18 protein-coding genes are annotated in these 19,201 nt (G+C 72.3%); 7 read left to right on the top strand and 11 right to left on the bottom strand.

All coding sequences use genetic code 11. From position 1 onward, the window contains the following. The first annotated feature begins 15 nt into the window (after nucleotides 1–15). The 3 genes from PIJ49_RS12720 to PIJ49_RS12710 all read left to right on the top strand — a co-directional run bounded on the left by PIJ49_RS12720 (nucleotide 16) and on the right by PIJ49_RS12710 (nucleotide 3,850). Nucleotides 16–1,149, top strand: coding sequence for a thiamine pyrophosphate-dependent enzyme (locus tag PIJ49_RS12720; protein WP_066651770.1), 1,134 nt, complete (start codon nucleotides 16–18; stop codon nucleotides 1,147–1,149). An 89-nt stretch (nucleotides 1,150–1,238) separates the two neighbouring features. After that, a complete protein-coding gene (locus PIJ49_RS12715; RefSeq protein ID WP_066657646.1) occupies nucleotides 1,239–2,198 on the top strand; it encodes an alpha-ketoacid dehydrogenase subunit beta in 960 nt (319 codons plus the stop codon). A 32-nt stretch (nucleotides 2,199–2,230) separates the two neighbouring features. After that, complete coding sequence (locus tag PIJ49_RS12710; RefSeq protein ID WP_271826752.1) at nucleotides 2,231–3,850, top strand: dihydrolipoamide acetyltransferase family protein; 1,620 nt, start codon at nucleotides 2,231–2,233, stop codon at nucleotides 3,848–3,850. Nucleotides 3,851–3,902: 52 nt separating this feature from the next. On the opposite strand, the gene PIJ49_RS12705 is transcribed toward PIJ49_RS12710, so the two are convergent. Beyond that, a complete protein-coding gene (locus PIJ49_RS12705) occupies nucleotides 3,903–4,742 on the bottom strand; it encodes a hypothetical protein (RefSeq protein WP_066651774.1) in 840 nt (279 codons plus the stop codon). Next, nucleotides 4,739–5,791, bottom strand: coding sequence for a hypothetical protein (locus PIJ49_RS12700; RefSeq protein WP_066651776.1), 1,053 nt, complete (start codon nucleotides 5,789–5,791; stop codon nucleotides 4,739–4,741). The genes PIJ49_RS12705 and PIJ49_RS12700 overlap by 4 nt, the downstream gene beginning before the upstream one ends. Before the next feature lie 160 nt (nucleotides 5,792–5,951). On the opposite strand from PIJ49_RS12700, the gene PIJ49_RS12695 reads away from it, so the two are divergent. Next, entirely contained in the window at nucleotides 5,952–6,524 is a 573-nt protein-coding gene (locus PIJ49_RS12695) for a GNAT family N-acetyltransferase (RefSeq protein WP_251154188.1), read from the top strand. A 30-nt stretch (nucleotides 6,525–6,554) separates the two neighbouring features. Here the strand turns inward: PIJ49_RS12695 and PIJ49_RS12690 are convergent, their stop codons facing one another. From PIJ49_RS12690 to PIJ49_RS12660, 7 genes are all read right to left on the bottom strand, one after another. Then, entirely contained in the window at nucleotides 6,555–7,205 is a 651-nt protein-coding gene (locus PIJ49_RS12690) for an ATP-binding cassette domain-containing protein (protein WP_251159941.1), read from the bottom strand. Beyond that, a complete protein-coding gene (locus PIJ49_RS12685; protein WP_271826751.1) occupies nucleotides 7,202–9,226 on the bottom strand; it encodes a bacteriocin-associated integral membrane family protein in 2,025 nt (674 codons plus the stop codon). Before PIJ49_RS12685 ends, PIJ49_RS12690 begins: the two co-directional genes overlap by 4 nt. Before the next feature lie 24 nt (nucleotides 9,227–9,250). Then, nucleotides 9,251–9,664 carry a lactococcin 972 family bacteriocin gene (locus PIJ49_RS12680; RefSeq protein ID WP_271826750.1) on the bottom strand — a complete coding sequence of 138 codons (414 nt, stop codon included), beginning with the start codon at nucleotides 9,662–9,664 and terminating at the stop codon, nucleotides 9,251–9,253. Nucleotides 9,665–9,747: 83 nt separating this feature from the next. Next, nucleotides 9,748–11,040, bottom strand: coding sequence for an alpha/beta hydrolase (locus PIJ49_RS12675; protein WP_271826749.1), 1,293 nt, complete (start codon nucleotides 11,038–11,040; stop codon nucleotides 9,748–9,750). Beyond that, nucleotides 11,037–13,070: an MprF family protein gene (locus PIJ49_RS12670; protein ID WP_271826748.1), complete on the bottom strand. Its 2,034-nt coding sequence runs from the start codon at nucleotides 13,068–13,070 to the stop codon at nucleotides 11,037–11,039. The genes PIJ49_RS12675 and PIJ49_RS12670 overlap by 4 nt, the downstream gene beginning before the upstream one ends. 128 nt (nucleotides 13,071–13,198) lie before the next feature. Then, nucleotides 13,199–14,404, bottom strand: coding sequence for a histidine kinase (locus PIJ49_RS12665; RefSeq protein ID WP_066651791.1), 1,206 nt, complete (start codon nucleotides 14,402–14,404; stop codon nucleotides 13,199–13,201). Next, on the bottom strand, nucleotides 14,397–15,023 hold the full coding sequence (locus tag PIJ49_RS12660; protein WP_200884149.1) for a response regulator: 627 nt from the start codon (nucleotides 15,021–15,023) through the stop codon (nucleotides 14,397–14,399). The genes PIJ49_RS12665 and PIJ49_RS12660 overlap by 8 nt, the downstream gene beginning before the upstream one ends. A 131-nt stretch (nucleotides 15,024–15,154) precedes the next feature. On the opposite strand from PIJ49_RS12660, the gene PIJ49_RS12655 reads away from it, so the two are divergent. Next, nucleotides 15,155–15,889 carry a GntR family transcriptional regulator gene (locus tag PIJ49_RS12655; protein WP_066651794.1) on the top strand — a complete coding sequence of 245 codons (735 nt, stop codon included), beginning with the start codon at nucleotides 15,155–15,157 and terminating at the stop codon, nucleotides 15,887–15,889. 120 nt (nucleotides 15,890–16,009) lie between these two features. Here PIJ49_RS12655 and PIJ49_RS12650 read toward each other — a convergent pair whose 3' ends face one another. Together PIJ49_RS12650 and PIJ49_RS12645 are read right to left on the bottom strand one after the other, a co-directional pair. Further along, the gene (locus PIJ49_RS12650; RefSeq protein ID WP_271826747.1) at nucleotides 16,010–16,462 is read right to left on the bottom strand and encodes a PTS sugar transporter subunit IIA; all 453 of its coding nucleotides are present in this window, start codon (nucleotides 16,460–16,462) and stop codon (nucleotides 16,010–16,012) included. Next, a complete protein-coding gene (locus PIJ49_RS12645; protein WP_268746776.1) occupies nucleotides 16,459–16,716 on the bottom strand; it encodes a PTS sugar transporter subunit IIB in 258 nt (85 codons plus the stop codon). The genes PIJ49_RS12650 and PIJ49_RS12645 overlap by 4 nt, the downstream gene beginning before the upstream one ends. A gap of 161 nt (nucleotides 16,717–16,877) precedes the next feature. On the opposite strand from PIJ49_RS12645, the gene PIJ49_RS12640 reads away from it, so the two are divergent. After that, complete coding sequence (locus PIJ49_RS12640; protein WP_251159936.1) at nucleotides 16,878–18,143, top strand: PTS transporter subunit EIIC; 1,266 nt, start codon at nucleotides 16,878–16,880, stop codon at nucleotides 18,141–18,143. 113 nt (nucleotides 18,144–18,256) lie between these two features. Then, nucleotides 18,257–19,171, top strand: coding sequence for a metal ABC transporter solute-binding protein, Zn/Mn family (locus tag PIJ49_RS12635; protein ID WP_271826746.1), 915 nt, complete (start codon nucleotides 18,257–18,259; stop codon nucleotides 19,169–19,171). The last annotated feature ends 30 nt before the right edge of the window (nucleotides 19,172–19,201 follow it).

The following is a 19,201-nucleotide window of genomic DNA, read 5'->3' as shown; positions in this document are numbered from 1 at the left end:
GTTACGCTGACCGACATGTCATTCCACGCCGCGGCCCCCGCGACGGCCACCGTCCGGATCCTCGACCCCGAGGGCCGGTTCGTGGAGACCGACGAGAACGCCGAGTACGCCGCCGTCGCGCGGACGATCCCGGACGAGACCCTGCTGGCGATGCACCGCCGCATGGTGCTCACGCGTCGGTTCGACCACGCGGGCCACAACCTCCAGCGCACCGGTCAGCTCGGCCTCTGGGTCCCGAGCCACGGACAGGAGGCCGCGCAGGTCGGCTCCGTCTTCGCCCTCCGCGCACAGGACCACGTCTTCCCGTCGTACCGCGAGCACGCCGTCACGATGCACCGCGGTGTCGAGCCGATGGAGATCATCGCGATGTACCGCGGCCAGACGCACGGCGGCTGGGACCCGGACGAGCGCGGCAACACGCACATCTCGACGCTGGTGATCGGGTCGCAGACGCTGCACGCGACGGGCTACGCGCTCGGTCAGCAGCTCGACGGCGACGTGGGCACCGGTGACCCCGACCGCGACGCCTGCACCATCGTCTACTTCGGCGACGGCGCGACCAGCCAGGGCGACGTGAACGAGGCGTACGTCTTCGCCGCGTCGACGAAGGCCCCCGTCGTCTTCTTCCTGCAGAACAACCACTGGGCGATCTCGGTGCCGGTGTCGGTGCAGTCGCCGACCCCGCTCGTCGACCGCCCGCGCGGCTTCGGGATCCCGAGCGTCCGCGTCGACGGCAACGACGTCCTGGCGTCGTACACGGCGTCCCTCGTCGCGACCGACCACGCCCGCTCCGGGCAGGGGCCGGCGTTCGTCGAGGCCGAGACCTACCGCATCGGTGCGCACACGAGCTCCGACGACCCGACCCGCTACCGCCTCGACGACGAGCTCACCTCGTGGGTGGAGCGCGACCCGATCGCCCGTTCGGCCGCGTACCTGCGCAGCCGCGGGGTCACCGACGAGCAGCTCGCGCGATTCGACGAGGAGGGCGAGGACATCGCCGCCGACGTCCGACGGGCGACCGTGGCCCTGACCCCGCCGTCGGTGGACGTCATGTTCGACAACGTGTACCGCGAGCCGCACCCGGTCACCACCGCGCAGAAGGCCTGGCTCGAGCAGTACGAGGCCGGGTACGAAGGGGGCTCCCACTGATGAGCACGACCGAGCAGCTCTTCGACTACACGCTCCGCGCCCACCCCGGTGCGGGCGAGGTCCCCAGCGAGCCCGTGCAGACCCTGCCGATGGCCAAGGCGCTCAACGCCGGCCTCGCCGCCGCGATGGCCGCGGACGACAAGGTCCTGCTCATGGGCGAGGACATCGGCCAGCTGGGCGGCGTCTTCCGCATCACCGAGGGCCTGCAGGAGCGGTTCGGCGCCGAGCGCGTCCGTGACACCCCGCTCGCCGAGGCCGGCATCATCGGCACCGCGATCGGCCTGGCCCTGCGCGGCTACCGTCCGGTGGTCGAGATCCAGTTCGACGGCTTCGTCTGGCCGGGCTTCGACCAGATCACCTCGCAGCTCGCCAAGATGCAGAACCGCCTGCCGCAGCACATGTCGCTGCCGGTCGTCATCCGCATCCCCTACGGCGGGCACATCGGCGCCGTGGAGCACCACCAGGAGTCCCCCGAGGCGTACTTCGCGCACACCCCGGGCCTGCGCGTGGTCAGCCCGAGCACGCCGAACGACGCGTACTGGATGATCCAGGAGGCGATCGCCTCCAAGGACCCGGTCGTGTTCCTCGAGCCGAAGTCCCGCTACTGGCCGAAGGGCGAGGTCGACCTCGTCGACGGCCACGTCCCGATGCACACCACGCGCGTCGCCCGGACCGGCACCGAGGTCACCCTCGTCGGCCACGGCGCGATGGTGGCGACCCTCATGCAGGCTGCGGACATCGCCGAGGCCGAGGGCACCAGCTGCGAGGTCATCGACCTCCGCTCCATCTCGCCGATCGACTGGGAGCCGCTGCTGACCTCGGTCCGCAAGACCGGCCGGGTGGTCATCGCGCAGGAGGCGTCCGGCTTCGTCAGCGTCGGCAGCGAGATCGCCGCGACCGTCGCGGAGCAGTGCTTCTACACGATGCAGGCGCCGCCGATCCGGGTCTCCGGGTTCGACGTCCCCTTCCCGGTGTCGAAGCTCGAACACCTCCACCTGCCGGACGCGGACCGTGTCCTCGAGGCCGTCGACCGCGCCCTCGCATACTGACCGAGCCGACCAGAACGTTCGAAGGAGCCGCAGTGCCCGCCGCCGAATTCCCCCTGCCCGACGTGGGCGAAGGCCTGACCGAGGCCGAGATCGTGCAGTGGCGCGTCGCGATCGGGGACGAGGTCGCCGTCGACCAGGTCCTGGTCGAGATCGAGACCGCGAAGTCGCTCGTCGAGCTGCCGTCGCCGTTCGCCGGGACCGTCACCGGGCTGCTCGTCTCCGAGGGTGACACCGTCGAGGTCGGCAAGCCGATCATCCGGGTCGACTCGGACGTGCAGGTCGCGTCGACGTCCGCCCAGCCGGGAGGCCCGTCCACCGTCGCCGACAGCGCCCCGGCCTCGCCGGACGTCGCCGTCACCCCGCCTGCCGCAGCGGCCGCTCCGGCTCCCGTCGCGCCGACGCCGCCGGCGCCCGTGCAGCAGACCTCCGCGCAGCAGACCCCGCCGGCACCGGCCGCCGCCCCGGCCGCACCCGCAGCGGCCGCACCGGCAGCTGCTGCTCCGCAGCAACCGCGGCACGCGGCTCCGTCGCAGCCGGTCGCTGACCACGCGACCGTCGTCGGCTCCGACGAGTCGTCCGGCGCCGTCCTGGTCGGGTACGGCTCCGCGACCACGTCCCCGTCCCGCCGGAAGCCGGGCGCCCGCCGGGCCGCAGCGCTCGCCGCCGAGGCGAGCCGTGCCTCCAGTGCGGACGCCGTCGCCGCGGCCGAGGCCGCCTCGGACCCGGGCGAGGACAGCATCTCGCAGGCCGTCGGCGAGCAGGGCTCCCGACCGCGCAAGGCCGTCGTGTCGGGCATCGTCCTGGCGAAGCCGCCGATCCGGAAGCTCGCGAAGGACCTGGACGTCGACCTGACCGAGGTCGTGCCGACGGGTCTCGCCGGCGAGGTCACGCGCGACGACGTCATCCGGCACGCGAAGCAGGCCGGCGTCTTCCGCAACATCGAGACGCCCGAGTGGGGCGACGTCCGCCGCGAGACCATCCCGGTCAAGGGCGTGCGGAAGGCCATCGCGAAGGCGATGACCACGTCGAAGTTCACGGCGCCGCACGTGTCCCTGTTCGTCGACGTCGACGCGACCCGCACCATGGAGTTCGTCAAGCGCCTGAAGTCCTCGCCGACGTTCGCCGGCGTCAAGGTCTCGCCGCTGCTCGTCTTCGCCAAGGCGGTCATCTGGGCCGTCCGTCGGAACCGGTCGGTGAACTCGACCTGGACCGACCAGGAGATCATCGTCCACCACTTCGTGAACCTCGGCATCGCCGCGGCGACCCCGCGTGGGCTCATCGTGCCGAACATCAAGGACGCGCAGGACATGTCCCTGTTCGAGCTCGCGAAGGCGCTCGAGGACCTGACGCTCACCGCCCGCGACGGCAAGACCACGCCGCAGCAGATGGCCGACGGCACCGTGACGATCACGAACATCGGTGTCTTCGGCATGGACACCGGCACCCCGATCCTCAACCCGGGCGAGGTCGCCATCGTCGCGATGGGCACGATCAAGCCGAAGCCGTGGGTCGTCGACGGCGAGGTCCGCTCGCGCATGGTGACCACGATCGGTGCCTCGTTCGACCACCGGGTCGTCGACGGCGATGTGGCCTCGCGCTTCGTGCACGACATCGCCTCGGTGCTCGAGGAGCCGGCGCTGCTGCTCGACTGACGCCTGGGTCCCGGCGGTGCTGTGGGGTTCCGCAGCGCCGGGCCGGCGTCACTCAGGCGCGCGAGCGCAGCTCGTCGATGCGCCCTGCGACCGCAGCGCGGAAGGCGGAGACCGCGACGACGGCGTCGAGTGCGTGGCTCTCCGGAGGCTCCGCGCTGCCCGCGGCCGTGGAGAGTTCCGAGTACGCACGCGCGCCGGTCGCATCCGCGCTCGTGAAGAGGTCACAGACGGCGACGACCGCGTCGGCCCGGTCGCGCTCGGAGACCGGCTCGAGGACGGTGAGCACGGCGTCGGCGGCACGGGGTCTCCCGGAGCGGAGATCGGCCACGAGGACCCAGGCGAAGTCGTAGAGATCCTTGTCCGCGCGACGCCAGTAGGCGCTCGCGCCCTTCGCGGCGACGTACCCGCCGAGTCCGGTGATGGGCGCCTGTTCCCCGTTGATCTGCGTCGCGTGGACGTCGTGGAGCGCCGGCCCCGGTCCCCGGAGGTTCTTGGCGCCGAGCACCGAGCAGCCCGGCAGCGCGATCTCCTGGTCGATGTTGTCCGGGACGTCCACCAGGAACTCGACCAGGACGGGGAAGCCCCCGACGTCGAGCAGCCACCGCCAACCGGTGTTCGGGGTGGCCGTGACGAACCCGGCGGCCAGGAGTGCGTGCTCCAGCCACGCGAAGTCGAGGTCGTCCCGGTCGTACACGAGGCCGATGTCGATCAGGACGTCGACGTCGTTCGTGCCTTGGTGGGGCTCGTCCGACTCCACGAGGTGCTCCGGCACGAGGCCCCCGATGAGCAGCAGATCGCGTCGGCGGTCGCCCACCGCGCGCAGCAACGACGCGTACGCCGTCTCGGCGAGCGCTCGGGCACCCCGGCTCCGCGTCGATGGGTCCGAGCTCACGAGACCACCTGGAGCATCGTGGCGCGGAAGGACTCTGCTGCCTCACGCTCGCGGTCCGTGCCCGCGGCGAGGTCAGCGTAGACACGAGCGGGCGCGGCGACTCGGCGACCATCGACGATGCTGGCGGTCCTCTCGATGACGGGCGTGGTCGGTGCGAGTCTGATCCGCGGCACGGAAGCGGGGATCAGTCGGGCGCGTCGGGTCGCTTCGTCGATCCCGCGCCAGGCGTCCGGACTCGCGACGTAGGCGGTCACGACCCATCCGCCGGTCAGCGTGGGGCGGGACAGCTCGCTCGCTGCGGCTCCGGTCAGGACGAGCTCGTCGCCGAACGCCTCGACGAGTTGCTCCACGATGCGAGCGGGGTCCCGGTGGACCGAGTGAAAGCCGTCGAAGCGTCGGCGTTGCTCACCCGTCCACCGTGACCAGGAGTCGAACATCGCCGGCCCGTTCGCGACGACCCGGCTCCGGGGTCGAAGGCCCGGTGCCGTCCACTGCTGCGCATCGAGGAGCGCGTAGGTGCCGGCGACGGTCCCGAGGGATCGACCGCTCATACGGGCAACCGTCTCGACATCCGGTACGTCGCTCGCTCCCGCCGTGGCGGGGTCCTGCTTCGTCAGGACGGCGAGCAGCGCTTCCGTGACGTCAGCCCGGGCAGGGCTCCATGTCAGCGGACGATCAGCAGGGCGGGACGGCGAAGCGCCGTCCCGGTCGACCCACACGGTACCGAGACGGAGCTCCGCGGATCCGTCGCGCCCGACCCACGACGCGCCCTCGGAGCGGAGCAGCTGTCGTGCTCCTGGTGACACGGTGTGGGCAGCGATCACGATGAGGTCGCCGTGCTCTCGTGCTGCGCGCACTTCCGGGTCGATCAGTGCTCGTTGCACGTCCCTCGGGTAGCCGTAGCCGGCCCAGGAGACGACGAGGCGGCGACGGGATCCGTCGGGCAGTGTTGCCGTCCAGCTCCCGTCGCGTCTCGGTGAGAGGACGACCGAGCCGTTCGGGAGCGCTTCCGCCAGTGCGGTGATCGCGAACTCTTCAGTGTTCGGCACGTTTTCACTGTACAGTGAAAACGTCCTTCATGCTGAAAAATCGGTGATTGTGTACTCGTTGGGCGGCCCCGGGCTGCGCGAAGCCGCAGTCCGGGGCCGGATCGCGCGGACGTCGCGTGGTGTCCACCCAGTTGTCGGGGGTCGGGGTGATGATCGGACCATGGCCCACCAGCTCCTGACCCCACAGCAGGAGATCCGGACGGATCGCCTGGTGCTGACACCGCTCACGCCCGCCGACATCGACGACGTGCACACGGTGTTCTCCGACGCGCGGACCTGGGAGCACCTGCCCTCCGGGCGGCACGCCGACCGTGCGACGACGATCGACATGGTGCAGCGCAAGATCGGCGGTCGGGCCCGGTACGGCCTCGGCTCGTGGACGGTCCGCACGACGGACGGAGCGTTCGTCGGGGTCGGCGGCGTCGACATGACGACGGCGGGGGTCTGGAACCTCGGCTACCGGTTGGCTCCCGCAGCCTGGGGGAACGGGTACGCCGGCGAGCTCGCGCGCGCAGCCGTGGCCGAAGCGCACCGCGCAGCTCCCTGCGCGCCGGTGACGGGCCGGGTGCTGACCAACAACCCGGCGTCGGCCGCTGTGCTGCGGAAGGTGGGGCTGTCGCTCGTCTGGCAGGGGCCGGCGTCGGTCGCTGCTCCGGACGGCGTGCTCGGTCAGGTGTGGACCGACCGCGAACTCACCGACGACCAGTTCGCCTGGCTCGTCCGCAACGCCTGAGGGGCGGACGACGCCGAGGAGCGGGCCTGCTCAGGGGCCGCCTCGATGGTCCCGTGCATCCCGGAGGGCGATCACGCGTGCCGCGCGCCGTGTGACCGACGGAGCGTGCGTCGCGATGAGGACCGCGGCGCCTGCGGCCGCGAACGACTCGAGCCGGTCGAGCACCAGCGCAGCGTTGTCGGCATCCAGCGCGCTGGTCGGCTCGTCGGCGAGGATGACGGACGGCTGCTTGACGAGGAGCCTCGCGAGCGCGACGCGCTGTTGCTCGCCGCCGCTCAACTCATGGGCGCGCGCCGTCGAGCGGCCGCCGAGTCCGACCTGTTCGAGCGCCGCGGCGGTCGAGAGGCCCCGACGACGGCCGCGTCCGGTCGGTCGGGCGAGGTCGACGTTCGCCCCCACGGTTGCATCGTGGACCAGCCCGAAGTCCTGGAACAGGTAGCCGATGTGGTCCCGTCGGAGCAGGCGCGCGCGGCGTGCACTCCGTCCCGCGTCCACACCGCCGATGCTGATCGTCCCGGAGTCGACCCGGTCGATGTGGCCGACGCAGTCGAGCAGCGTCGACTTGCCGCAGCCGCTGGGGCCCGTGAGCGCCACGACCTCGCCGGCGGCGACCGAGAAGGTGAGGTCCTCCCAGAGCGTGTGACCGCCCCGCTGCTTGCTGACCCCTCGTGCCTCGATCATCGCGCCTCGTCTCCTCGTGATCGGTCGGTCTCGCGCGCCGTGCCGAGGACGATGGACGTGCTCAGGATCGACACGACCACCGCGGCCGTGACCGCGAGCAGGGCCGACGGGCTCGCGGCCTGCGTCAGTGGGTCCAGCACCGAGATCTGCCCCGCATCGCCCAGCCGGAGCCGGGACCACGCCACTCCGGCTGCCAGTGCTGCGAGGACGACCGACACGACCTCGACGGTCAGCAGGTCGCCGTCGGCACGGACGGGGTGGACGCCCGCGACGGTCTTGGCGAACCGGGCACGGCCGTGCCGTCGACGATGGGCCGACGTGGCGAGCGCGGCGAGTACGACCGCCACGACGGCAGCGCTGACGACCGCAGCAGCCTGGGCGACGACCGTCCGTCGGGCACCGCGTGCGGTCTCCGCTGCCGCCTGTCCGACGTCCACCACGGCACTGATCTCCGAGCCGACCCCGGCAGCGTGGATCGCCCGCTCCGCGCGCGCACGGTCGCGGAACGCGACGTCGCCGGTCGACAGCCACGAGCCGAGCTGGTCCGCCGAGAACATCGTGGCCGGCGTCGGGACGACCACCAGGACGGCGTCGTCGAGCCAGCCCCGCACCGAGCCGCCGTCCGGGTAGGTCCAGAGCTCCGGCGTACCGAGGCGCCCGACGGTGATGTCCCTGCGGGCCGCATCGGGCGCATCGCGGAGGTCCCAGTCGGTGAGCGACCGGACCAGTGCGTCCGGATCGAGCCAGCTGTGCTCGGGGATCCAGACGGTCGGTCTCGACCCGGCGCGGATGCGGGTGCCGTCTGCCGCGCGGACGTCCTGGAGCCGGAGGTACTCGGCGTCGACGAAGAGCGCGGGCACCCCGGCGTTGCCCGAACCGGTCGAGACCTCCTTGACCGCGCTGAGCAGAGCGTCGTGGTCCTGCAGCGCCCCACCGGCGAACCGGCCGAGCCGGTCCCAGTACGCCTGCGACTCGATCGGTCGGGGGTCCGGCGTGATCCACAGCTGCACGGCCGTCCCCGCCGCTCGGAGGTCCCGTTCGGTGCCGGACGTCCTCGCCACGACCTCGGCGCCGACGAGACCGCTCACTGCGGAGACGAGCAGCAGGGTCGCCACGAGACGGGCGGCGTGGGCGAGGCCGACGACACCGCCCGGCGGCCGTGCCCCACGCAGCGCGTCGACCAGGGGCCGTCGGCAGGCGAGGAGGACGCCCGTCGCGTGCGCGAGCACCACCGGCGTGAGCAGCGCGGCGCCGAGCACCGCGGTCGCAGCGACGAGTGCCGGCCACTGCGCTGCGCCGTTCATGATCCAGATGCCGACGCCGGCGAGTGGCGCGCCGACGAGCGCGACCGTCGCGCTCGTCCGCAGTGCACCGAGCTCCTGCCGCAGGATCCGCGCCGTGCTGTGTCCGTGCAGTCGCCGGACCGCGCAGCGCCGTGGGGAGCCGACCGTCGCGACCAGGCACGCGGTCGTCGCTCCGAGCACCAGGACGCCGACCAGGCCCGGGACGCCGTCGACCGTCGCGCCGATCCCGAGCCGGCCCAGGAGCGGGGTCGACTCGGTCCGGGCTCCGTACCCGGCCGAGGCGAAGGCGCGGACCAGGTCGCGCCGGGCGGCCTCGTCCCCGAACAGTTCGTACGTCCCTGCCGGGTCCACGCGATCGAGGTCGGACATCGGCCGGACCCGGGACGACATCGTGCGGGAGAAGTCCGGGTAGCCGTCACGGAGCCACTGCTCGCCGATCGTCCCCGGAGCATCGGTCACGAGTGCTGTCCTGCGTCCGATCGGGTCAGCGCGGTCGGCGACCATCCGGACGACGGTCGCGTGGTGTTCTCGGGCGACGCGGGCGATCGCTCCGGCGATGACCCGGTTCGACTGCGCCGCGCCGTCCAGGGAGACGGTGACCGACGACGTCGAGCCGACCACGCCGGACTCGTCCGTCACGGCCAGTCCGACGAAGGCGAGCACGAAGGCGAGCACCGGCGGGATCGCGTAGGCGAGCCGCAGCACGCGGGATCGCATGCCGTCCTCTCGAGCCTGACCGGATCAGCAGTTGTGGTAGTACGCCTGGTTCCCGCTGGGCTTCTTCGGCGTCGCCGCGTAGGCGTACCGACCACCTGCGACACCGGTGACGCGCTTCGTCTTCTTGCCGACCGCCGTGGCGCCGTGGCACCGCTTCTCACGGAAGTAGTTCGACCACACGTCCCCGCCGCTGACGCCCCACTGCCAGAAGCTCCCGCCCCCGCCGTCACTCCGCTGCTGGCCCGAGGTCCGGTGCTCGCCCGTCGTCCCGATGCCGGAGTCCGGGAGGACGACCCCACCCGCCTCGGGACCGTGCCCCAGGACCTCGGTCGGGCTGGCGACCGCCGCTGTCGCCGTCCCGCCGAGGACCAGACCGATCGTCACGGCGAGCCCGAGCAGGACCTGCTTCCCCGTGTCCCGTGTCGTCCCGTGTTCCATGTCGTCGTCCTTCCGTTCGTCTGACGTGTCCCCACAGCGTTGCGCGGGGGTGGTACTGACGTCAAACATCTGATATACGATATTCAGTTTTGTGATCGAAGTTCCGCCACGGACAACGCGTCCGCGAACGGCCCGACGTACGTCCGGAACGACCACTGCACGGTGTTCCAGTCGTGACCGCTGCCCGGCGCTGATCCGACCTCGACCCGGGCCCCGGCCTCCCGCGCGGCCGCACCGAGCTCCCGTGCGTTCTCGCTGAACTTCCGGTCGGACGACCCGGCGGTCAGCCAGAGGGCGTGGCCGTCCAGCCCGTGCTCCCGCATCTGCGCGATCGGTGCCGCCGCCCGCCAGGCCGCCACGGATCCGCCGAACGCCTGGTCGGCGCTGTGCTGCGGGCCCTGGTCGATCGGCTGGAGCTCGCTCGACACCGCCAGCGCCGCACCGAAGGCGGACGGGTGCCCGGTGAGGAACTGCATCGTGCAGGTGCCACCCTGCGAGAACCCGGTCAGCCCCCACGCCTTCCGGTCGGTCGTCGCCGGCAGGTTCGCGTGGATCCAGGTCGGCACGTCCTGCGTCACGTAGGTCGCGACGTTCCCGAGCCGGGAGTCGACGCACATCGTGTTCCTCCCCGGCGCGGAGAGCTGGTCGACACTCACGACGATGGGCGCCCGACCGTCGTGCGCGCGGGCGTAGGCGTCCAGGGGTTCCGCCAGACGACCGGCGGTGAACAGGTCCCCGGGCGCACCCGGCTGCCCCGAGAAGGCGATGACGACGGGCAGTGGTCGCGGGTCCCGCACCAGGGCCGCGGGCGGCAGCCAGACGACGGCCTGCCGCGCGTCGAAGTGCGAGCGTGTGCCGGGGATGGTCGCGGTCCGGACGATCCCGGCGGTGGGCATCGTGTCGAGGGGAGCGGCGTCACGGTCGTAGGCGGGCCACGGGTCGCTCTGCACGACGGTGCCGAGCGTCGGGTACTTGGCGAACTCGACGTTGATGCCGAGCGCAGGCACGACGAGCGCCGCCGGCACCAGGACGATCGCGAGCGCGCGACGCCATCCGCCGCCCTGCACCAGACCGGTGACCGCGAGGGCGAGTGCCGCGCCGGCGAAGGCGCTCCACATCTGCGTGATCGGGCTCAGCGCGACGCCGAACAGGTCGACGACCTGCGTGGTGAACCAGCAGGCGGCGAGCACGACGAGCGCGGCAGCGGCAGCGATGCCGGCGCGGAGGGCCGCTCGGCGCCAGGCCTGCCGCGACCGCCACTGCCGCACGGCGGGCAGCAGGACGGCGGTCGCGAGCACGGCGAACGCCAGGTCGGCCGGCACGAGCTTGTTCGGTGCCTGCAGCTGCGTCGCGAGCAGCCACTCGACGGGGCTCACGAGCGGGCGGCCTGCTGCTCAGCCGCCGGGGCGACGTGCGCCTGGCGGAGCGCCCACAGGTGCTTGGGACGGAGCCCGGGCACGTACGCGCTGGTGAGCGCTCGCGCCACCCGGGGCGCCTGCAGCGCGCTCGGGACGACGAGCCAGAGCGGCTCGTGGCGCGCGCCGAACTTCTCCTTGAAGCGCTGCAGCGACCGGAAGCCGTAGACGGGCTCGAGCGCCCGGGCGAGGAGCGCCGACCCGCGGGCCACCCACGACCCGGCGTCGGTGTGCGGTGCGAGCGGCGTGCCGGAGAGGCTGATCGTGGTGAGGCCGGCCTCGCGGGCGCGCAGGGCGGTCCGGGCGATCAGGAACTCCATCACCCCGGGCATCCCGTCCTCGCCGCGTCGCATGACGTCGAGCGTGTACCCGGTCAGGGCACCGTGCTCGTACACGGGCAGCCAACTCGTCACCGCGGTCACCCGACCCTCGGCGGTCACGGCGAGCAGCAGTCGGACGTCCGGGTCCTCGAGCTCGCGGAACCCACCGAGCGTGAAGCCCATCTCCGGCAGCCGACGGTCGGCTGCCCAGCGGGTGCAGATCGTCTCGACCTGCGCGCGCTGGTCGGCGTCGAGGGCGGCGAGCGTGGTCCACTCGTCGCGGAGCCCTTCGCGGTCGGCACGGTTGGACGCGGTGCGCAGGTCCTGGCGCTTCTTGCCGCGCAGGTCGAACGTCGTCACGTCGAGCACGGACTCCACGCCCACGGGGAAGGACGCCCACCCCTCGGCCGCGAGGATCGCCCGCACCGGCTCGTGCACGCTCGTGAACGCGGGGGTCCAGCCGTTCCGCTCGCAGGCGAGGGCGAACGCGGCGACCACCTCGGCCCGGTCCGCGGCGGCGCACGCCGGGTCCGACACGGTCAGGGCGACGTCGCCGTGCACGCGGTAGGCGACGGCACCGAGTCCGTCCGGGTGCGTCCAGGTCGCGTTGCCCCGCCAGGTGCCCATGTGCCCGAGCGTGCCCGCGTCCCCCTCGCGGAGCATGCCGAGGTAGTCCTCGCCGCAGGTCGGCGTCGCACGGAAGCGAGCGCGCACCAGCTGGCCGCGGAGCGCCACGATCGCCAGGAGCACGGCGGCGGGGACGGCCCAGGCCCCGAGCAGCGTGACCTGCCACTCGACCTCGTCGGTCGTCAGACCCTGCCACTGCACGAAGCCGTCCTGCAGCGGTTCGATGAGGAACACGTCGGCGAGCACGGCGGACAGCGTCACCAGCAGGCCCGCCGCCAGGACGAGCCCGGTGCGACGGCCGCGCTGGACGAGCCAGGCGGCCCCGACCAGGAGCACCCCGACGAGCACGGTCGCCCGGTCGCTCATGGCATCGGCGAACGGCGACAGGACGCCGTCCGGCTCCGGCACGACGAGCGTCACCAGGGTGCCCGCGCCGAGGGCGACGAGCGTCGCGACGACGACCGAGCGCGGGTGGGTGACGACGGTCCGGTCGGTGCGCGGCGCGGTCGGTGCCGGCCGGGAGGCGCGGCGCACCACGAGCGCTCCGGCGGCGGTCCCGAACAGGGTCGCCAGGGCACGCGCGGTGTCGGAGCCGTGGCCGGCGAACAGCACCAGGGTGAGCACGACCGTCCACAGGACGGCGCGGACACGACGACGGCGGGCCGGCGGCATCCTGGCGGAGGCCGCGGCGAGCAGGGCGGTCGCGACGGCGGACGGGGCGAACAGCGGCTCACCCGCGGCGGCCTCCGCGTGCGCCTCGCCCATCGCCGACCCGACCGTCACCGCCAGGAAGGTGACGCCGACGGCCGCGAGCGGGGCGCCCACGCCGACCAGGACGGTGCGCAGCGACCCGAGCGTGCGTTCCGCGAGCACCGTGACGGCCACGACGACCGCGAGGGCTGCCCAGGCGACCGGCGGGTGGTGCGGGAAGTCCGGCTCGGCGTGCGCGACGCGTGCCGTGACGGCGAGCAGGACGGAGGCGACGCCGACGCCCACGGAGACGGGGTGTCGACGGATGCTGGCGACGAGCGCTGACTGGACCACGCTGCCATCACAGCCGACCCTGCCGGGTCGGTGCATCGGGCGGTGGCGTGAACACGGGTGGCCGATCGGCCACCGACCGTCCCTCGGAGGGCTGGTCACCCGTCGTCCGCCGCTCGCTCGCCCGGCCGTCAGGGGGTGGGGACGCTCGGTCGGTGCTCGACGGGCAGGCGCAGGTGCAACGCGAACCCGTCGCCGGGCTGCGGTCCCGAGTCGAGGCGGCCGCCGAGGAGCGACGCGCGTTCGCCGAGCCCGATGAGCCCCAGGCCGGACCCGGGCAGTTCGAGCCGGTCGGCACGTGCGGGCCCGTTCACGAGGTCGACGAGCACCTGGTCGCCGTGCAGCCGACCGCTGATCCGGACCACGGCGCCGGGGGCGTGCTTCCGGACGTTCGTCAGGCCCTCCTGCACGAAGCGGTAGACCGCGCGCTGCACGGGCAGGGGCAGGGTCTCGGGCAGGTCGACGGCCGCGTCGGTCTCGAGCCCGCTCGCGGCGACGAGCCGGGGCAGGTCGGCGAGCACGGGCTGCGGGGCGATCTCCCGGTCGGTGCCGCCGGACGCCCGGAGCACCTGGACCATCTCGCGCAGCTCCTGCAGGGTCACGACGCACAGCTGCCGGATCGTCCGCGCGAACGCCCGCTCCTGCTCGTCGCGCCCGGCCATCTGCACGCCGCCGGCCTGCACCGCGATGAGGGTCACCTGGTGCGAGACGACGTCGTGCATCTCACGCGCGAGCAGGGCGCGTTCGCGGGAGAGGGCGACCTCGGCGGCGCGACGCCGTTCCTCGGCACGGGAGGCCCCGAGCTCGGCGATGCGGTCGACCAGGTCCGCGCGGGTCCGCACGAGCAGGCCGATCGAGAGCGGGCCGAGCGCGAAGATGAGCGCGTACACGATCGACACCACGATCTCGTCGAGCTGCTGCGGCGGGCCGACGACGAAGCCGCTGAACCCGACGAACTGCACGACGGCGGCGAGCAGCATGAGCCACCGGCGGTCCGTCCGCTCACCGAGCGTGAAGAGGGCGATGCTCGCCGCGACGACACCGGAGCCGATGAAGAGCCCGGGCATCGTGAGCGCGAAGGCCAGGACGGGGAGCCGCCGACGGAGGACGAGTGCACCCGCCGCGACGAGCGACAGGGTGATCTCGGTCGTCGTGGCGCCCGCGATGTCGAGCACGGCGTCGACGACGGCGGCCGCGAGGAAGAGCGCGTCGACCAGCCACCACGGGGCCGGGTGGGCACGCGCACGACGGAGGCCGACGTCGACGAGTGCGTCGAGCCTCCCGTCCGTCCGCGCCAGCAGCCGTCGGACGCGACCGGACGGAGCGGGCTCAGCCATCGAGCAGCCCGGCCTCCGCCGCGCGCAGCGCGAGCTGGACACGCGTGGTGACGCCGAACGCGGCGAGGAGGGCGCGGACGTCCTCCTTCACGGTGCCGGTGCTGACGCCGATGCGCTGGCCGATCTCGGGGTTGCTGGCACCCTCGGCGACGAGCCGCACCACGGCGTGCTCGCGGTCGGAGAGCTCCGGCGCCGGCGTCGACGGCCGGTGCGCGAACAGGCGGGTGCGGTCCACGCCCGGTGCCAGGACGATGCCGCCGCGGGCGAGCGCCCGGACGTACTCGGCGAGCGACTCCGGGTCGGTGTCCTTGAGCAGGAACCCGGCGGCCCCGGACTCCATCGCCCGGGTGACCACCTGCGTGTCGGTGTCGAACGTGGTGAGCATCGCCACGGCGGGCGGCTCGGGCAGCTGCCGGAGCGCGGCGAGCACCTCGAGCCCGTTCACCCGGGGCATGCGCACGTCGAGCAGGACCACGTCGGGGGCGTGCCGGCGCACGGTCTCGACGGCGTCGACGTCACCGCTCGTGGCGACGACGTCGATGTCCGCCGCTGCGCCGAGGATGAGTTCGAAGCCGTACCGGACGAGCGTCTCGTCGTCCACGATCACCACCGAGGTCACGGGCGTCATCTTGTCACGGCGTTGGCTTCTCGCATCCTGATCGCTACTGTGAGGACAACTGGTCATGTCCGCACAGGACCAGCTGGGCGAGGACCGCCCGGAGTCGACGAGCACCGGAGCACGAGGACCGCATGACGAGCCGCATCACCGAGGGGGCCGAGCCGAAGCACCAGCAGCTGCGGCGGATCCTGCTCGACCTCGCGACCGCCCGACTCGCGCCCGGCGCGGCGATCCCCTCGGAGCGGCAGCTCATCGCCGAGTACGGGGTGTCCCGGATCACGGTGCGCGAGGCCCTCGGACAGCTCGTCAACGAGGGCTACCTGGAGCGCGTGCGCGGCAAGGGCACCTTCGTGGCGCACCGTCCCGTGCAGTCGACACTGCACCTGGCGTCCTTCACCGAGGAGATGCGTGCGCTCGGCCACGTCCCGACGACCGTCGTGCTGGTGCGCGAGGAGCGGGTCCCGCCGGCCGACACCGCGGCGGCGCTGCGCCTCGACGAGGGCGACACGGCCCACCACCTGAAGCGCCTGCGGATGGCGGACGGCGCACCGGTGTCCGTCGACGACGCCTGGCTCTCGGCGACGGCGTACCCGGGCCTGCTCGACCAGGACCTGTCCGGGTCGGTGTACTCGCTCGCGGCGGACACGTACGGCGTGCCGATCGACCGGGCGCAGCAGACGGTGGCGGCGAAGCCCGCGGCCGACGACGTCGCGACGCTGCTCGGGACCAGGACCGGGGCGCCCCTGCTCGAGTTCGACCGGGTGTCGTACTCGGGGGACCGGCCCGTCGAGCACGCCCGGTCCTGGTACCGGTCCGACCGCTACCGGGTGCAGATGGAGGTCACCGCCCGACGGCCGGGGGCGTAGCGCGCGCTGCCGCGCGCCCGCCCCCGCGGCCGGAGCCGAGCCTCGGCTCCGCGGACAGGTTCGCGTTCGTGCGCCCGCGAAGACGTCCGCGGGGCCGAGACTCGGCGGGGTTCCCCGCGGTCAGACGGTGTAGAGCGTGGCACCCTCGGGCACCGTGGTGCCGACCGAGCGCTGCTCGACCGAGTCCGGCGCACTGCCGAGCACCACGACCGGGCAGACCGGGGAGTAGCCGGCGGCCTCGATCACGCTCGGGGTGAACCGCACGACCGGGTCCCCGGCGTGCACGGTGTCACCCTCGGCCGCGAGCAGTTCGAAGCCCTCGCCCCGCAGCTTCACGGTGTCGATGCCGACGTGCACCAGGACGTCCGTCCCGGCGGCGCCCTGCAGGGCGAACGCGTGCGGGTGGAGCTTGACGATCGTGCCGTCCACCGGGGCGACCGCGGTCACCGGACCCGCGACACCCGTCGGGTCGACGGCGACCCCCGCACCGACCAGTTGCCCGGCGAACACCGGGTCGGGCACGTCGGCGAGTGCGACGACCGGGCCCGCGAACGGGGTCCGGACCGCGGTCACAGTTCGTCCTGGATGTCCTGCGCGAGGTTGTCCGCGATCGGACCGACGATGACCTGCCACCCGGTGCCGCCGCCGACGACGGCCTGCGCGCCCGCTGCCTGCAGGGCGGCCTTGTCCACGAGGTCGCCGTCCTCGACCTCGACGCGGAGGCGCGTGATGCAGCCCTCGACCTCGTCGATGTTGTCCGCGCCACCCAGTGCGGCGATGATGTCGGCTGCCTTGATGTCGGCCATCGTTTCCTCCTCGTTGCGGATTCCGTGCCGGGTTGACACGCATCTGGTCACCGGTTCAGACTACGGAACTGGTCATGACCGGACAGGACCGGACCCGGCGGTACCGCCGAGGCTACCCGGGGTCCTCGCATGACTCAACTCACCCCTGCGCCCAGCTCCACCCGATGACGAGAGGAACGCCGATGAGCACCGCTGCTGCAACGGACGTGCCGGACAAGAAGACCCCGAAGAAGCAGTCCAGGCTGTTCGCGAACGCCCAGCGCCTCGGTCGGAGCCTGCTCCTGCCGATCGCGGTCATGCCGGCCGCGGGCATCCTCAACCGCCTCGGCCAGAGCGACATGCTCGGCGCGATCCCCGGCTTCGAGCAGGGTGCGTCGGTCATCGGCGCGGCCGGCAGTGCGATCTTCACGTGGCTGCCCCTGCTCTTCGCGGTGGGCATCGCGATCGGCTGGGCGAAGAAGTCCGACGGGACGACGGCGCTCGCCGCGGTCGTCGGCTACATGGTCGTGTACGAGGTCTGGAAGGTCATGTCGCCGATCGTCCTCGCCGGGGTGAAGGACGCCAACGGCGGACAGAAGATGATCGACTACGGCGTCCTCGGCGGCATCGTGATGGGTCTGGTCGCCGCCGTGCTGTGGCAGAAGTTCCACCGCACGAAGATGCCGGACTTCCTCGGCTTCTTCTCGGGTCGACGGCTCGTGCCGATCATCACCGCCGCCGCCGGCCTCGTCATCGCGGTGCTCATGTCGTTCGTCTTCCGCTACTTCGACATCGCGCTGACCGCAGCGGGCCAGGCCGTCGCGGACAACGCGGTCATCGGTGGTGGCGTCTTCGGGTTCGTCAACCGGATGCTCATCCCGATCGGCCTGCACCAGCTGCTCAACTTCTTCCCGTGGTTCCAGCTCGGCAGCTTCAACGACGGCACCACGATCTGGCACGGCGACATCGCGCGCTTCCTGCACGGCGACCCGACCGCCGGCATCTTCCAGACCGGCTTCTTCCCGATCATGATGTTCGCGCTGCCCGCCGGTGCGCTCGCGATCTGGCGGAACGCCAAGCCGCAGAACCGCAAGGTCGTCGGCGGCATCATGATCTCGGCCGCGCTCACGTCGTTCGTGACGGGCATCACCGAGCCGCTCGAGTACTCGTTCATGTTCGTGGCGTTCCCGCTCTACGTCATCCACGCGGTCCTCACCGGGACCTCCCTGGCGCTGGTCAACGCGCTCGGGATCCGGGACGGGTTCTCGTTCTCGGCCGGAGCGATCGACTACGTGCTGAACTTCGGCAAGGCCGACGGGGCGATCTGGCTCATCCCGATCGGTCTGGCGTACGCGGTCGTCTACTACTTCCTGTTCTCGTTCGTGATCAAGAAGTGGAACCTGCGGACACCGGGCCGCGAGGACGACACGATCGCCGAGAACACGATCGACGCGGCCACCAAGCCCTGATCGCTCGCTGATCCTGCTCCGGACGGGAGGCGCGGTACCGGCTGGCACCGCGCCTTCCGTCCGTCGGGCGGCTGATTTTGACAACCGTTATCAGCAAGCCGTACGCTCGCACCATGCAGAACCGTCGCCTCCTCGCCCTGCCGCTCGTCGCCGGCGCCGCAGCCCTCGCGCTGAGCGGCTGCGCCACGTCCTCCGCCTCCGGTGACGCCTCGGGTGACGGCACCGTCCGGATCGTCGCCTCGACGAACGTCTACGGCTCGATCGCGCAGGAGATCGGCGGCGACGACGTCGAGGTCACGAGCATCCTCGACGACCCGTCGCAGGACCCGCACTCGTTCGAGTCGAGCGCGAAGACGCAGCTCGCCGTGTCGAAGGCCGACCTGCTCATCGAGAACGGCGGCGGGTACGACGACTTCATGACCACCCTGGCGAAGGCCTCGAACACGACGGCCGACACGATCAACGTCGTGGAGCTCTCCGGGCTCGACCAAGGCGGCGACGCGGAGTTCAACGAGCACGTGTTCTACGACTACCCGACGATGGTGAAGCTCGTGGCCGACCTCGAACAGCGCCTGACGAAGCTCGACTCCGCGCACGCCGACACCTTCGAGCGGAACGCGAAGACCCTCACCACGAAGCTCGACGACCTCGAGTCGCAGACCGCCGCGGCCAAGGAGAAGGTCGACGGCGAGAAGGTGTCGTACACCGAGCCGGTGCCCGGGTACCTGTTCGACGCGATGGGCCTGGACAACGTCACGCCCGAGGCCTTCGCCGAGGCGATCGAGGAGGGCGATGACGTCCCGCCGGCGGCGCTCAACGACACCCTCAAGCTGTTCACCGAGAAGCAGGTGCGGCTCCTCGCCGTGAACGAGCAGACCTCCAGCCCCGAGACCGCGCAGGTCCAGAAGGCCGCCGAGCAGGCGGACATCCCGGTCGTCGGTGTCACGGAGACGCTCCCGAAGGGGGAGGATTACGTCTCGTGGCAGCAGGCGAACATCGACGAGATCACGGGGGCGCTCGCGAAGTGACCGCGGTCCAGACCCCCTCGCGAACCGCTG

The sequence above is a fragment of the Curtobacterium uvaldense genome, assembly GCF_028307415.1.
In the GTDB taxonomy this organism is placed as follows: Bacteria; Actinomycetota; Actinomycetes; order Actinomycetales; family Microbacteriaceae; genus Curtobacterium.
This window is presented reverse-complemented; position numbering and strand designations above follow the sequence as displayed.